Source organism: Streptomyces sp. Mut1 (assembly GCF_030719295.1).
GTDB classification, from domain to species: domain Bacteria; phylum Actinomycetota; class Actinomycetes; order Streptomycetales; family Streptomycetaceae; genus Streptomyces; species Streptomyces castrisilvae.
Window position 1 is genome coordinate 4,151,264 of record NZ_CP120997.1, and the last position, 13,996, is coordinate 4,165,259.

Sequence of the window (13,996 nt, forward strand, 5' to 3'; positions counted from 1 at the left end):
CGAACGGGCCCGCTGATGCCCTCGGCCGGATGGCCGGAACCTGTCGGCAACCGGCCGGTGATCCGGGTGTCGCCTGCCCTGCGGCGGTTGCCGCGCGTAGACCCGGACCGGGTGGCGATCACTGCGGGTGACCGCTCCGACGGTCCGGGGAGCGGGTTCCGGGGGCACTTCCGGGCCGGTTCGGCGCGGCGTCCCCAATTCGGACCAGTGGTCGATCTCCCCTACACTCGGTGGCGTGCCTCGTGGTGATGGACGACTCAACCACGACCTGCTCCCCGGAGAGAAAGGCCCCCAGGACGCTTGCGGCGTCTTCGGTGTCTGGGCTCCGGGCGAAGAGGTCGCCAAGCTCACCTATTTCGGACTGTATGCCCTGCAGCACCGTGGACAGGAGTCCGCGGGCATCGCAGTGAGCAACGGGTCCCAGATCCTGGTCTTCAAGGACATGGGACTGGTCTCGCAGGTCTTCGACGAAACCTCCCTGGGATCGCTCCAGGGCCATATCGCGGTCGGTCATGCCCGCTACTCCACCACCGGTGCCTCGGTGTGGGAGAACGCGCAGCCGACGTTCCGTGCGACCGCGCACGGCTCGATCGCCCTGGGTCACAACGGCAATCTGGTCAACACGGCCCAGCTCGCGGAGATGGTCGCCGACCTCCCGCGCAAGGACGGCCGCGCCACCCAGGTCGCCGCGACCAACGACACCGACCTGGTGACCGCCCTGCTCGCGGGCCAGACCGACGAGGACGGCAAGCCGCTCACCATCGAGGAGGCCGCCGCCAAGGTGCTTCCCGAGGTGCGGGGCGCCTTCTCCCTCGTCTTCATGGACGAGCACACGCTCTACGCCGCCCGTGACCCGCAGGGCATCCGCCCGCTGGTCCTCGGCCGCCTGGAGCGCGGCTGGGTGGTCGCTTCGGAGTCGGCCGCCCTCGACATCTGCGGTGCCAGCTTCGTCCGCGAAATCGAGCCGGGCGAGATGATCGCCGTGGACGAGAACGGTCTGCGCACCTCCCGATTCGCGGAAGCGAAGCCCAAGGGCTGCGTCTTCGAGTACGTCTACCTGGCCCGCCCCGACACCGACATCGCCGGCCGCAACGTGTACCTCTCCCGTGTGGAGATGGGCCGCAGGCTGGCCGTCGAGGCCCCCGTCGAGGCCGATCTGGTCATAGCGACGCCGGAGTCCGGCACCCCCGCGGCCATCGGCTACGCGGAGGCCAGCGGGATTCCGTTCGGCGCCGGCCTGGTGAAGAACGCCTACGTCGGCCGGACCTTCATCCAGCCGTCCCAGACGATTCGCCAGCTCGGTATCCGCCTCAAGCTGAACCCCCTCAAGGAAGTCATCAAGGGCAAGCGCCTGGTGGTCGTCGACGACTCGATCGTCCGCGGCAACACCCAGCGCGCACTGGTCCGGATGCTCCGCGAGGCCGGTGCGGCCGAGATCCACATCCGGATCTCGTCCCCGCCCGTGAAGTGGCCCTGCTTCTTCGGCATCGACTTCGCGACCCGCGCCGAGCTGATCGCCAACGGCATGTCCGTCGAGGAGATCGGCACCTCCATGGGCGCCGACTCGCTCGCGTACATCTCGATCGACTCGATGATCGAGGCCACGACGATCGACAAGCCGAACCTGTGCCGCGCCTGCTTCGACGGTGAGTACCCGATGGAGCTTCCCGACCCGGAGCTGCTCGGCAAGCAGCTGCTGGAGACCGAGCTGGCGGCAGGCCCTGCGGCGACGGCCGCGGCCGACGCGCTGCGCCGTCCGTGACCCGGACCGCCCGGCAGCCCTTCCCCCAGCCCCGTATTTCCACACGAAAGATCCCAGGCAATGTCTGAGACAACAGGTGCTTCCTACGCGGCAGCGGGCGTCGACATCGAGGCCGGCGACCGCGCCGTCGAGCTGATGAAGGAGTGGGTGAAGAAGACGCAGCGCCCCGAGGTCGCAGGACTCGGCGGTCTCGGCGGCTTCGCCGGCCTCTTCGACGCCTCGGCGCTCAAGCGCTACGAGCGTCCGCTCCTCGCCTCCGCCACGGACGGCGTCGGCACCAAGGTCGACCTCGCCCGCCAGATGGGCGTGTACGACACCATCGGCCACGACCTCGTCGGCATGGTCGTGGACGACCTCGTCGTCTGCGGCGCCGAGCCGCTGTTCATGACCGACTACATCTGCGTCGGCAAGGTGCACCCCGAGCGTGTCGCGGCCATCGTCAAGGGCATCGCCGAGGGCTGTGTGCTGGCCGGCTGCGCCCTGGTCGGCGGGGAGACCGCCGAGCACCCGGGTCTGCTGGGAGCGGACGACTTCGACGTGGCCGGCGCCGGCACGGGCGTGGTCGAGGCCGACCGTCTGCTGGGCCCCGACCGCATCCGCAAGGGTGACGTCGTGATCGCCATGGCGTCCTCCGGTCTTCACTCCAACGGGTACTCGCTCGTCCGCCACGTGGTCTTCGACCGGGCCGGCTGGACGCTGGACCGACAGGTCGAGGAGTTCGGCCGGACGCTCGGCGAGGAGCTTCTGGAGCCCACCCGGATCTACTCGCTGGACTGCCTCGCGCTCACCCGTACGACCGAGGTGCACGGCTTCAGCCACGTCACCGGCGGTGGTCTGGCCAACAACCTGGCACGCGTCGTCCCAGACGCCCTGCACGCCACGGTGGACCGCTCCACCTGGGCCCCTGGCGCCGTCTTCGACCTTGTCGGCAAGGCCGGTCAGGTCGAGCAGCTGGAGCTGGAGAAGACGCTCAACATGGGCGTCGGCATGATCGCGATCGTCCCCGCCGAATCGGTGGACGCCGCGCTGACGACCCTGGCCGACCGCGGCGTCAACTCCTGGGTCGCCGGCGAGATCACCGACCGGGGCGCACACACGACGGGCGCTGAGCTCGTGGGCGCGTACGCACGCTGAGTGGGGACCGGCCGTCGCTTCCGCACCACCGGGAGACGCACGGAACACCGGGTGGGCCCTCGGGCCCGCCCGGTCACCGGCCGCCTCGTCGGCTCCGGATCGGGGCAGCACAGAACCCGGTCCGGGACAGGCCCGGACCGGGTCGATGTGTCAGTGCGAGGTCAAGCGCCGCGGCGCTTGGACGACGGACCGGACTGCTGGTCCCCGTCCTCGTCCTCGTCGTCGTTGTAGAGATCCGCGTACTGTGCGTACGGGTCATCTTCCTCGTCGTCGTCCTCGAACGGCTCTGCGTTCGGTGGCTGACTCGAAGGCGATGCGCCCAGCTCATTGGCCAAACGCGACAGGTCAGTCCCGCCGGTGCTGTACTTCAGCTGGCGGGCGACCTTGGTCTGCTTGGCCTTTGCCCGGCCGCGCCCCATGGCTCGACCCCCTCGGTGACGGGGCTCGACGGCCCCAGAGTCTTGACACGCGTTCATGTTTCAGGACGGACTCTCGGCAGAGAGACCGTGCCTGTAGAGCTTTAACGGTACCTGCTTCCGCGGCCATACGGTACGCCGCCCGCATCACGTGCCCCGGAAGAGGACCCGCGAGGAGCCCCGTCCTCGCTGGTCAACTGCGATTTTAACCTCTTATCGGCAGGCGACCCGCCGACCGGAGTGAGTCTTGTCTCCCCGGCCGGCCGCCGGCGCGCGCGAAAGCGGGCCGCCGGCCGGAGCCGGCGGCCCGGGGGCCCGTACGGATCAGCGGCGGCGGGCCTCGGCCATCCGCTGCTCGGCGATCCGGTCGGCGGCGGCGGCCGGCGGAATCCCATCAGCCTTCGCACGTGCGAATATGGCCAGCGTGGTGTCGAAGATCTTCGTGGCCTTGGCCTTGCACCGGTCGAAGTCGAACCCGTTCAGCTCGTCGGCGACCTGGATGACACCGCCCGCGTTCACCACGTAGTCGGGCGCGTACAGGATCGCGCGGTCCGCGAGGTCCTTCTCGACGCCCGGGTGCGCGAGCTGGTTGTTGGCCGCACCGCACACCACCTTCGCGGTGAGCACCGGCACGCTGTCGTCGTTGAGGGCGCCGCCCAGCGCGCACGGGGCGTAGATGTCCAGGCCCTCGGTGCGGATGAGCGCCTCGGTGTCCGCCGCGACGGCGACCTCGGGGTGCTTCTCGGTGATCCGGCGCACGGACTCGTCCCGCACATCGGTGATCACGACGTCGGCGCCGTCCGCGAGCAGGTGCTCGACGAGGTGGTGGCCGACCTTGCCGACTCCGGCGACCCCCACTTTTCGGCCACGCAGCGTCGGGTCGCCCCACAGGTGCTGGGCGGAGGCGCGCATGCCCTGGAAGACGCCGAACGCGGTGAGCACGGAGGAGTCGCCCGCGCCGCCGTTCTCGGGGGAGCGGCCGGTGGTCCAGCGGCACTCGCGGGCCACCACGTCCATGTCGGCGACATAGGTGCCGACGTCGCAGGCCGTCACGTAACGGCCACCGAGCGAGGCCACGAACCGGCCGTAGGCAAGGAGCAGTTCCTCGCTCTTGAGCTGCTCCGGGTCGCCGATGATGACGGCCTTGCCGCCCCCGTGGTCGAGGCCGGCCAGGGCGTTCTTGTACGACATTCCGCGCGCGAGGTTCAGCGCGTCGGCGACGGCCTCCGCCTCGGAGGCGTACGGGTAGAAGCGGGTGCCGCCGAGGGCCGGGCCCAGGGCGGTGGAGTGGAGCGCGATGACGGCCTTGAGGCCGCTGGCACGGTCCTGGCAGAGGACGACTTGTTCGTGTCCGCCCTGGTCCGAGTGGAACAGGGTGTGCAGGACATCGACAGGCACGCCGGTCACATCGGTCACTGTGGTGACTCCCAAGTACGAAGCGGCGGGAAGGTCCCTCCTGAAGGTGGGGAGGGCCCACCGGGCCGACCGCCACGGACGGCCCGATGGGCAAGAGGGTAAGTCCTACGCGGACGTAGATCTGTTCCAGTGCCCAGGATCACCCCCTACCGGGGGACAGGCGTGACACGATCACCGCATGTCGGTGGTGTCTTCGGTGCTCGTCCCTTACGCGTCCTACCTCCGGGTCTACGAGCCACTGGCGGCCTTCCCGGAGGCCGAGCGCGCGCACTGGGCCCGCTACGCGGCCCGGGACCGGATCCCCACGGCCCAGGACGAACTGCGCCGTTCGCTGGCGGACTTGGCGGCGACCCCGCCCGCCGGAGTGCCCGTCCACGAGAGCGCGGACGCCTTCGTCGCGGAGGCGGACGGCGTGGTGTGCGTCTGCCCGTGGCGGACCCGGCTGCGCGGGTGGCTGGCCCTGGACGGGCTGGCGGACCTGTTTCCCGGGCCGGTGCTCGACGCGGTGCTGCCGCCGGTGGTGCGGGGCCAGGTCCTCGCCGACCACGAGCGGTGGGCGCGGCGCAATCCGGACGCCCGGCCGTGGATCAGGACGGCGGTGTGGCAGGTGCCGGTGCGCTGGTTCGTGCTGTTCACGGACGAGGAGCGCGAGCATGTCACGGCCGGGCGGGACGGGGAGCCGCCCGTGTTCCGGTACCGCACGCCGATGGTCCAGGCGCGGCGCCGGCTGGCCAGGTCGCTGAGGACGCTGCGGGAGACGATGGACGAGGGGCCGCTGACCGCGGGCCTGGTGGACGTCGGGCGGTGGCTGGAGGAGTTCCATCCGCGCGCGCTGGTCGAGCTGGACTACGGCGGGCTCGTGCACGCGCTGCCGGAGCGGCAGCTCGCGGAGGACCGCAGCGCCGCCGATGTGGCCGAGGGCATCGCGGCGCTGCGCGCGGGGGACGCCGAGAGGGCGGCCGAGGCGTACGCGCGTCTCGCGGAGCGCTGGCGAGCCGTAAGGGACCGTCAGTTCGCCAACTGATCGGCGATGAACCTGCTTCGCGTGTGACACGTGAGGGTGAAGGGGCGGAAGCTTCTCCAGGGGCGTCAGGACCTACGTCCCGAACCGGGCCTTTGCCTCAACCGTGACGGATAGCACTTACGGGGCCCTTGCGCCCTTCCCTACTCCTCGTGCCAAAATAGGACAAGGAGTCCGGGGAGGACTCCATCCGTCCATGTCTGGGCGGATTGCTTCAGCATTGCACGCTATGGGGGGTCTGGTGACCCCTGATCGCTCTGTGACTGATCGTCACGGGGGTGTGACTGTCCGCTATGGCATGGTCCATCGGCTTTCCGTCGCTGATGAACACCTGGGAGGGCAATTCCATCGGTTTGGCCGACGTGGCTGGACGGATGGTGTAGTTGTAGTGCCGAGGACAAGCCGTTCGTCCTATAACCGACTCGGCCCGCGTCCGCCATTTCGGGCAACGCGGGTCAAGGTGCAGAATTTAGAGGAAAGAACCGAGATGGTTCGGTTCTCCCGAGGAGGCCGCTCATGACCGCTCGCACCCCTGATGCCGAGCCGCTGCTGACCCCGGCTGAGGTTGCCACGATGTTCCGCGTGGACCCGAAGACGGTTACCCGTTGGGCGAAGGCTGGCAAGCTCACGTCCATCCGCACGCTCGGTGGACATCGCCGGTACCGCGAGGCAGAGGTCCGCGCACTGCTTGCGGGTATTCCGCAGCAGCGCAGCGAGGCCTGACAAACCCCCTGTCGCCGCGCCGCACCTGGGCTTTTGGGTCCCCCAACCCACTTGCTCACCCATAGCTCCATATGACGGGCGCCCGCCCCAACGGGCGCCATACCTGTGCCATACGGGTCATGTCATCCGATCGCGCTGGACTCCGCCGGGTCCAGCGCGATTTTTTTGTGCCCGCCGTTGCCCGATTCGGTGCCCGCCCGTGCCCGAGTCGCGTCCGTATGCGGGTGTCGGCCGGCCCCTGCGCGGGCCTGCGCGGGCCTGCGCGGGAGTGCTCCCGCGCCTGTGGCGCACCCCGTGTCGCACCCCGTGCCGCACCGCTCCGCGGCCCGGTGGGCGGGCGTCGGGAAGGGCGTCGGGGCTGCTTCGGGCGGGTTCGGCGGGGGTCCTCCCGAGAGGTGCAATTGCACATATTAAATTCGCCAGTTGTAGGAAGGGTGTAAAGTCACCCCTTCTCAAAACTGATTCAGTGACACCCGTCACACCGCATGGGTGTTGCCAACTACGAGCCTGCCACTGTGAGGAAGCCGACGGTCGCGCCGAAGGTCACGTCGTGGGAGGACTTACGTCCCCGGCTCGCGAGGCCCGTAAAGCGGCCCTGCGGCGCTCCGCGGGCGGCTCGGGCGCCCGGGAGGGCTCATCGGCCGCCCGGCCGCCCGGTGGAGCCGCCACGGGCTCCATGGCGAGCCGCAGCAGCCGGGCGCAGACCGCGCAGTGCCGGGTGAGGTGGCGGTAGCCGGAGGCGGCCGCCAGGTGCGCGCGCAGCAGCGCGCGTATCTCGTGCCGGGGCGCCCTGCCGCGGCCCTGCGCCGGCTCGCGGTACCCCTTGCCCGTGGATGCCCCCATCGCGCCACCTCCCGGTGGATGCGCGCCGCCCCGCTCCGGGAATCCCGGGACAGCCCCTGGGTTCTGACTACTCGTCGGCGCACACCGGAGTCAAGACGCGCGAAAGCCCGGATCCAGGGGATCCGGGCTTTCGGCACTGCGGTCCTGACGGGATTTGAACCCGCGGCCTCCACCTTGACAGGGTGGCGAGCACTCCTAACTGCTCCACAGGACCAGGTTTTCGCGGCTGCCTTGCGGCCTGCTGCGAAGACAGACTGTACAGGAGGCCGGCGGGTGCGGTCGAACTCACTCCTGGTTGCCCGGCCGTCACCCGGACCCGCACCCGCCGTTCCTACGGCGCCGCCGCGTCGATCGCCTTGACGATCCGCTTGTCCGAGACGGGGAACGCGGTGCCCAGGGCGTGCGCGAAGTAGCTCACCCGCAGCTCCTCGATCATCCAGCGGATGTCCAGCACCTCCTGCGGGACGGGCCTGCCCTTCGGCAGCTGCTCCAGCAGCCAGGCGTACTCGTCCTGCATCTCGTGGACCTTCTCCATGCGCGTGGTGTCGCGCTGGGCGTTGGCCGGCATCTGCTGGAGCCTGCGGTCCTCGGCGACCAGGTAGCGCATCAGGTCGGGCAGCCTGCGCAGCCCGGTCGCGGTGACGAAGCCGGGCGGCATCAGGCGCGCCAGGTGATCGCGTACGTCCGTGACGTTGTTGATCAGCACCAGGCTGTTGGTGGTCTTCAGCCGGCGCTCGCACGCCTGCCAGGCCGCCAGGATCTGCTGCACCTGGCCGATCGTGCGGACGGTCAGGTCCACCAGGTCCGCGCGCACCTTGTCGTACAGCTTCCGGAACGACGCCTGGTCCCAGGCGGGGCCGCCGTACGCCGCGATCAGCCGGTCGGCGGCCGCCGTCGCGCAGTCGTCGAAGAGCGCCTGGATGGAGCCGTGCGGGTTGCGGGACAGGGCCAGCTTCTGCTGGTTCGTCAGCTTGTCCGACGCGAACTTGGCCGGATTGACCGGGATGTTCAGCAGGATCAGCTTCCGGGTACCGCGCCACATCGCCTGCTGCTGCTCGGCCTCGGTGTCGAAGAGGCGTACGGCGACGGTCGCGCCCTGGTCGACCAGGGCCGGGTACGCCTTGACCGGCTGGCCGGCCCTCCGCGTTTCGAAGACCTTGTCCAGCGTGCCGATCGTCCAGTCCGTGAGGCCGGAGCGCTCGATGGACTCACCGGTCGGCCCGGCCGTCGCCGCGGCGGCCTTGGACAGCGCCTGGCGGGCCTTCGGACGCAGCTGTACGCGCAGCGCCTCCAGGTCCTTGTCCTCGGCGACCTTGCGGCGCCGCTCGTCGACGATCCGGAAGGTGATCTTGAGGTGGTCCGGGACCCGGCCCAGGTCGAAGTCGTCCGCCGTGACCGGGACCCCGACCATCCGCTGGAGCTCACGGGCGAGCGTCACCGGCAGCGGTTCCTGGAGCGGTACGGCCCGGTCGAGGAACTTGTCCGCGTAGTTCGGCGCGGGCACGTAGTGCCGGCGGATCGGCTTCGGCAGCGAGCGGATCAGCTCGGTGACGACCTCCTCGCGCAGGCCCGGGATCTGCCAGTCGAAGCCCTCGGACGTGACCTGGTTGAGCACCTGGAGCGGAATGTGGACGGTCACCCCGTCGGCGTCCGCGCCCGGCTCGAACTGGTAGGTCACCCGGAACTTGAGCTTCCCCTGCCGCCAGGAGTCCGGGTAGTCGTCCTTGGTGACGGCCCCGGCCTTCTCGTTGATGAGCATCGAGCGCTCGAAGTCGAGCGCGTCCGGCTCGTCCCGGCGCTTGTGCTTCCACCACGAGTCGAAGTGCGCACCGGAGACGACGTGCTCCGGGACGCGCTGGTCGTAGAAGTCGAACAGCGTTTCGTCGTCCACGAGGATGTCGCGGCGCCGGGCCCGGTGCTCCAGCTCCTCGACCTCGCCGAGCAGCTTGCGGTTGTCGTGGAAGAACTGGTGGTGCGTGCGCCAGTCGCCCTCGACCAGGGCGTTGCGGATGAAGAGGTCCCGCGAGGTCTCCTGGTCGATACGGCCGAAATTGATCTTGCGCTGGGCGACGATCGGTACGCCGTACAGCGTGACCCGCTCGTACGCCATCACCGCCGCCTGGTCCTTCTCCCAGTGCGGCTCGCTGTAGGTGCGCTTCAGCAGGTGCTGGGCCAGCGGCTCGATCCACTCCGGCTCGACCCGGGCGTTGACCCGCGCCCACAGCCGGGACGTCTCGACCAGCTCGGCCGACATCACGAACCGCGGCTGCTTCTTGAACAGCGCCGAACCGGGGAAGATCGCGAACTTGGCGCTGCGCGCGCCCAGGTACTCGTTCTTCTCGGTGTCCTTCAGCCCGATGTGCGACAGCAGACCGGCGAGCAGCGAGGTGTGCACCGACTGCTCGGGAGCATCGTCCTCATTGATCTCGATCCCCATCTGCTTGGCGACCGTGCGCAGCTGCGCGTAGATGTCCTGCCATTCGCGGATGCGCAGGAAGTTCAGGTACTCCTGTTTGCACATCCGGCGGAAGCTGGAGGAGCCGCGCTCCTTCTGCTGCTCACGGATGTAGCGCCACAGATTCAGGAACGCCAGGAAGTCGGACGTCTCGTCCTTGAACCGGGCGTGCTGCTGATCGGCCTGCGTCTGCTTCTCGGAGGGCCGCTCGCGCGGGTCCTGGATGGAGAGCGCGGCGGCGATGACCATGACCTCGCGGACACAGCCGTTGCGGTCCGCCTCGATGACCATGCGGGCCAGACGCGGGTCCACCGGAAGCTGCGAGAGCTTGCGCCCCAGCGGGGTGAGCCGCTGCCCCTTCTTCCCCTCCCGGGGGGACTTCTCCTCCTGCTCCAGCGCGCCCAGCTCCTGGAGCAGCTGCACGCCGTCGCGGATGTTGCGGTGGTCCGGCGGGTCGATGAAGGGGAACTTCTCGATGTCGCCGAGGCCGGCCGCGGTCATCTGGAGGATGACGGAGGCCAGGTTCGTCCGCAGGATCTCCGCGTCCGTGAACTCCGGGCGGGTCAGGAAGTCGTCCTCGGAGTACAGCCGGACGCAGATGCCGTCCGACGTACGGCCGCAGCGGCCCTTGCGCTGGTTGGCGCTGGCCTGCGAGATCCGTTCGATCGGCAGCCGCTGGACCTTGGTGCGGTGGCTGTAGCGGGAGATACGGGCGGTGCCCGGGTCGATCACGTACTTGATGCCGGGGACGGTCAGCGAGGTCTCGGCGACGTTGGTCGCCAGAACGATCCTGCGTCCCGTGTGGCGCTGGAACACCCGGTGCTGCTCGGCGTGCGACAGGCGCGCGTAGAGGGGGAGTACCTCGGTATGTCTGAGGTTGCGTTTGCCGAGCGCGTCCGCCGTGTCGCGGATCTCGCGCTCGCCGGAGAGGAAGACCAGGACGTCGCCGGGCCCCTCGGACTGGAGCTCGTCCACGGCGTCGCAGATCGCGGTGATCTGGTCCCGGTCGGCGTCGTCCGTGTCTTCGGCGTCCCCCTCCAGCAGCGGCCGGTAGCGGACCTCCACCGGATACGTACGCCCGCTGACCTCGACGATCGGCGCGTCGCCGAAGTGGCGCGAGAAGCGCTCCGGGTCGATGGTCGCGGAGGTGACGACGACCTTCAGATCGGGGCGCTTGGGCAGCAGCCGGGCCAGATAGCCGAGCAGGAAGTCGATGTTCAGCGACCGCTCGTGGGCCTCGTCGATGATGATCGTGTCGTACGCCAGCAGCTCGCGGTCCGTCTGGATCTCCGCGAGCAGGATGCCGTCCGTCATCAGCTTGACGAAGGTCGAGTCCTGGTTCACCTGGTCGGTGAAGCGGACCTTCCAGCCGACCGTCTCGCCCAGCGGCGTGTCCAGCTCGTCGGCGATCCGCTCGGCCACCGTGCGCGCGGCGATCCTGCGCGGCTGGGTGTGCCCGATCATGCCGCGGACGCCACGGCCCAGCTCCATGCAGATCTTGGGGATCTGGGTGGTCTTGCCGGAGCCGGTCTCACCCGCGACGATCACGACCTGGTGGTCGCGTATCGCCTCCAGGATCTCGTCCTTCTTCTGGCTGACCGGGAGCTGTTCCGGGTACGAGATGCCGGGCATCCGCGCGGCCCGCTGAGTGAGCCGCCCGGCGGCCTTGCCGGCCTGGGCGGCGATCTCGTCCAGCACGGCCTGCTGGGCCTCGGGCTTGCGGATGCGGCGGGCGCCTTCGAGGCGGCGGCCGAGCCGGTGCGCGTCGCGGAGCGAGAGCCGCGCGAGCTGGGACTGGAGATCGGCGAAGGAAGTAGACATACGGGTCCCAGGATCTCACCCGGGCCCGAGGAACGGCGAACCTATTTCGAGCGGTCCTGGTCACGATGCTCGTACGTTCCTGGTCACGATGCTCCTACGTCCCCGGTGGCGGTGCACGTACGTTCCCGGGCGCGACGCCCGTACGCCCCCGGCGGGGGTGCCCGTACGGGCGGGTTTCCGCATGGGCGCGGTGGGAAGCGGCGCGATGACAGGACGTACGATTCCGGGCAGTCGACCATTCCCTGCCGGAAGGCCCGTCCCCGTGTCCCGTTCGCAGTGGTGCTGCCTGGTGCCGGTGCTCGCGGTCGTGCTCGGGCTGTTCTGCGGACCGGCCGTGCGGGCGTCGGCGGCCGAGGCCCCCGCGCCCGCCTCCGTCGCCGCGTCCGCCGTGGACGGCGGGCAGGGGATTCCGGGCTGCGGCAAGGGCGGCAAGCGCGACGGCACCGAGCCGTCCACCCCCGCGCGGGCACGGGCCGCCCACGACCAGGCGCCCGGCCTCGCCGAGTGGGGCCTGCCCGCCACCCCTGGAACCGAGCCGGCCGAGGCGTACGCGCCGATGACGCCGCGCGGACCGGACGAGGCCGCGCCGGGCCCGGTGGAGCTCTCCGTCCTACGGGTGTAGACGGCGGCCGCCCCCGCCCGTCCACTCTCCTCCCGTACCGCCATCCCGGAGTTCCGCATGCCCACGCCCACGTCCAAGCCGTCCCCGAAGTCCCGCGAGAAGTCCCGCGAGAAGGCCCGGGAGCAGACCCCGGGGAAGGCGCGGGGCAAGGCCCGCGCCACGTCCCGCAAGCCGCTCCTCTACGGCGCCGGAGTCATCGCCGTGGCCGCCCTGCTCGGATACGTCTCCTACCGCGCCACCGCCCCCGAGCCCCGGAGCGCCGGCTCCTCCGTGGCCGCCGACGTCACGGCGGACCCGCAGGACGGCGTCTACCCCGAACTGGCGAAGCTCGCCCGCCGCGACTCCGGCGACAAGCTGGCCCTGGGCCGGGCCGACGCGCCCGTCGTCCTCATCGAGTACGCCGACTTCAAGTGCGGCTACTGCGCGAAGTTCGCCCGCGACACCGAACCGGCCCTCGTGAAGAAGTACGTCGACGAGGGCGTCCTGCGCATCGAGTGGCGCAACTTCCCGATCTTCGGCGCCGAGTCCGAGGCCGTCGCGCGGGCCTCCTGGGCGGCCGGGCAGCAGGGCCGCTTCTGGGAGTTCCACCGCGCCGCCTACGCGGAGGGCGTCAAGGAGAAGGGGTTCGGCAAGGACCGCCTGAAGGCGCTCGCACGCCAGGCGGGAGTGACCGACCTCGACCGCTTCGCCCGCGACACCGACGGCCCGGCGGCGGCCGCCGCGGTCGGCGAGGACCAGGAGCAGGGGTACTCGATCGGCGCGACCTCCACCCCGTCCTTCCTGATCAACGGCCGTCCGATCGCCGGTGCCCAGCCCATCGAGACCTTCACCGAGGCCATCGAGCGCGCGGCGGCCGCGGCCGGGTCTTCCGGAACGAAGGGCTCCGCCAAGTGACGGCCGATGTCGGCTACTTCGCCGCGTTCCTCGGCGGGCTGCTCGCCCTGCTCAGCCCGTGCAGCGCCCTGCTGCTCCCCGCGTTCTTCGCGTACTCCATCGACTCCGCGTCCCGGCTCCTCGCCCGCACCGCCATCTTCTACGCGGGCCTGGCCACCACCCTGGTCCCGCTGGGGGCCGCGGGTTCGTACGCCGGGCGGCTGTTCTACCGGCACCGCGACGCCCTCGTCCTCGGCGCGGGCTGGCTGATCATCGCGCTCGGCGTGGCCCAGATCATCGGCCTGGGCTTCGCCTCGCGCCGGATCGCCGCCCTCAGCGGCCGCATCCGCCCCACGACCGCCCTGTCGGTCTACGCGCTCGGCGCGGTGTACGGCCTCGCCGGGTTCTGCGCGGGCCCGATCCTGGGCAGCGTGCTGACGGTGGCGGCGGTCAGCGGCAGCCCGGCGTACGGGGGACTGCTGCTCGCCGTCTACGCCCTGGGCATGGCGGTGCCCCTCTTCGTGCTCGCCCTGCTCTGGGAGCGGTTCGAGCTGGGCCGGCGCGCCTGGCTGCGGGGCCGGGTCCTGCGGCTCGGGCGCTTCGAGCTGCACACCACGACCCTGCTCTCCGGCCTCTTCTTCATCGCGCTCGGCGCGCTGTTCCTGGCGTACGACGGGACGACCGCGCTCCCGGGACTGCTGGACGTGGACCAGTCGTTCGCCGTCGAGCAGTGGGCCCAGGGCGTCGGCCGGCATGTGCCGGACGCGGTGCTGCTCGTCGCGGTGGCGGCGGTGGTGCTGCTGGTGCTCGCGGTACGGGCCGTGCGCCGGCGCCGCTCGGCGGACCAGGACGATCCGCGGTCCGGCCGGGACTTCCCCGACAGGGCCTAGCGCCGCGGCCGGGAAACTAG

The 13,996-nt window shown here is 70.5% G+C and carries 11 protein-coding genes and 1 tRNA gene; 7 read left to right on the top strand and 5 right to left on the bottom strand.

Features of this window, described 5'->3' with window-relative positions:
• Positions 1-235 precede the first annotated feature (235 nt).
• The gene (purF, locus tag P8A18_RS17820; RefSeq protein ID WP_306055826.1) at positions 236-1,762 is read left to right on the top strand and encodes an amidophosphoribosyltransferase; all 1,527 of its coding nucleotides are present in this window, start codon (positions 236-238) and stop codon (positions 1,760-1,762) included.
• A gap of 60 nt (positions 1,763-1,822) precedes the next feature.
• Positions 1,823-2,896 (top strand): phosphoribosylformylglycinamidine cyclo-ligase, encoded by a 1,074-nt coding sequence (gene purM, locus P8A18_RS17825; RefSeq protein WP_306055828.1) that lies wholly within the window; start codon positions 1,823-1,825, stop codon positions 2,894-2,896.
• Positions 2,897-3,057: 161 nt separating this feature from the next.
• On the opposite strand, the gene P8A18_RS17830 is transcribed toward purM, so the two are convergent.
• Both P8A18_RS17830 and P8A18_RS17835 read right to left on the bottom strand, forming a co-directional pair.
• On the bottom strand, positions 3,058-3,315 hold the full coding sequence (locus tag P8A18_RS17830) for a DUF3073 domain-containing protein (protein ID WP_018554122.1): 258 nt from the start codon (positions 3,313-3,315) through the stop codon (positions 3,058-3,060).
• A 321-nt stretch (positions 3,316-3,636) separates the two neighbouring features.
• The gene (locus P8A18_RS17835) at positions 3,637-4,728 is read right to left on the bottom strand and encodes a Leu/Phe/Val dehydrogenase (protein WP_306055829.1); all 1,092 of its coding nucleotides are present in this window, start codon (positions 4,726-4,728) and stop codon (positions 3,637-3,639) included.
• A gap of 178 nt (positions 4,729-4,906) precedes the next feature.
• Between P8A18_RS17835 and P8A18_RS17840 the strand changes: the two genes are divergently transcribed.
• Positions 4,907-5,752: a DUF8083 family protein gene (locus tag P8A18_RS17840; RefSeq protein ID WP_306055831.1), complete on the top strand. Its 846-nt coding sequence runs from the start codon at positions 4,907-4,909 to the stop codon at positions 5,750-5,752.
• Positions 5,753-6,265: 513 nt separating this feature from the next.
• Positions 6,266-6,472, top strand: a complete 207-nt coding sequence (bldC, locus tag P8A18_RS17845) for a developmental transcriptional regulator BldC (protein WP_003949541.1) — start codon at positions 6,266-6,268, stop codon at positions 6,470-6,472.
• Positions 6,473-7,015: 543 nt separating this feature from the next.
• Here the strand turns inward: bldC and P8A18_RS17850 are convergent.
• From P8A18_RS17850 to hrpA, 3 genes are all read right to left on the bottom strand, one after another.
• Positions 7,016-7,315, bottom strand: a complete 300-nt coding sequence (locus P8A18_RS17850) for a DUF6274 family protein (protein WP_306055832.1) — start codon at positions 7,313-7,315, stop codon at positions 7,016-7,018.
• 139 nt (positions 7,316-7,454) lie between these two features.
• Positions 7,455-7,529: transfer RNA gene (locus tag P8A18_RS17855), tRNA-Asp, on the bottom strand.
• A 117-nt stretch (positions 7,530-7,646) separates the two neighbouring features.
• The gene (gene hrpA / locus P8A18_RS17860) at positions 7,647-11,591 is read right to left on the bottom strand and encodes an ATP-dependent RNA helicase HrpA (RefSeq protein WP_306055834.1); all 3,945 of its coding nucleotides are present in this window, start codon (positions 11,589-11,591) and stop codon (positions 7,647-7,649) included.
• Between the two features lie 262 nt (positions 11,592-11,853).
• On the opposite strand from hrpA, the gene P8A18_RS17865 reads away from it, so the two are divergent.
• Genes P8A18_RS17865 through P8A18_RS17875 form a run of 3 tightly spaced genes read left to right on the top strand, consistent with a single transcriptional unit; the run spans position 11,854 to position 13,976 of the window.
• Positions 11,854-12,213: a hypothetical protein gene (locus P8A18_RS17865; protein ID WP_306055835.1), complete on the top strand. Its 360-nt coding sequence runs from the start codon at positions 11,854-11,856 to the stop codon at positions 12,211-12,213.
• Positions 12,214-12,270: 57 nt separating this feature from the next.
• The gene (locus P8A18_RS17870; protein WP_306055837.1) at positions 12,271-13,107 is read left to right on the top strand and encodes a DsbA family protein; all 837 of its coding nucleotides are present in this window, start codon (positions 12,271-12,273) and stop codon (positions 13,105-13,107) included.
• The gene (locus P8A18_RS17875; RefSeq protein ID WP_306055838.1) at positions 13,104-13,976 is read left to right on the top strand and encodes a cytochrome c biogenesis CcdA family protein; all 873 of its coding nucleotides are present in this window, start codon (positions 13,104-13,106) and stop codon (positions 13,974-13,976) included. The genes P8A18_RS17870 and P8A18_RS17875 overlap by 4 nt, the downstream gene beginning before the upstream one ends.
• The last annotated feature ends 20 nt before the right edge of the window (positions 13,977-13,996 follow it).

Coding starts and splice junctions, on each gene's coding strand:
- purM (WP_306055828.1), top strand. CDS start 1,823: ATGTCTGAGACAACAGGTGCTTCCTACGCGGCAGCGGGCGTCGACATC.
- P8A18_RS17830 (WP_018554122.1), bottom strand. CDS start 3,315: ATGGGGCGCGGCCGGGCAAAGGCCAAGCAGACCAAGGTCGCCCGCCAG.
- P8A18_RS17840 (WP_306055831.1), top strand. CDS start 4,907: ATGTCGGTGGTGTCTTCGGTGCTCGTCCCTTACGCGTCCTACCTCCGG.
- bldC (WP_003949541.1), top strand. CDS start 6,266: ATGACCGCTCGCACCCCTGATGCCGAGCCGCTGCTGACCCCGGCTGAG.
- P8A18_RS17850 (WP_306055832.1), bottom strand. CDS start 7,315: ATGGGGGCATCCACGGGCAAGGGGTACCGCGAGCCGGCGCAGGGCCGC.
- hrpA (WP_306055834.1), bottom strand. CDS start 11,591: ATGTCTACTTCCTTCGCCGATCTCCAGTCCCAGCTCGCGCGGCTCTCG.
- P8A18_RS17870 (WP_306055837.1), top strand. CDS start 12,271: ATGCCCACGCCCACGTCCAAGCCGTCCCCGAAGTCCCGCGAGAAGTCC.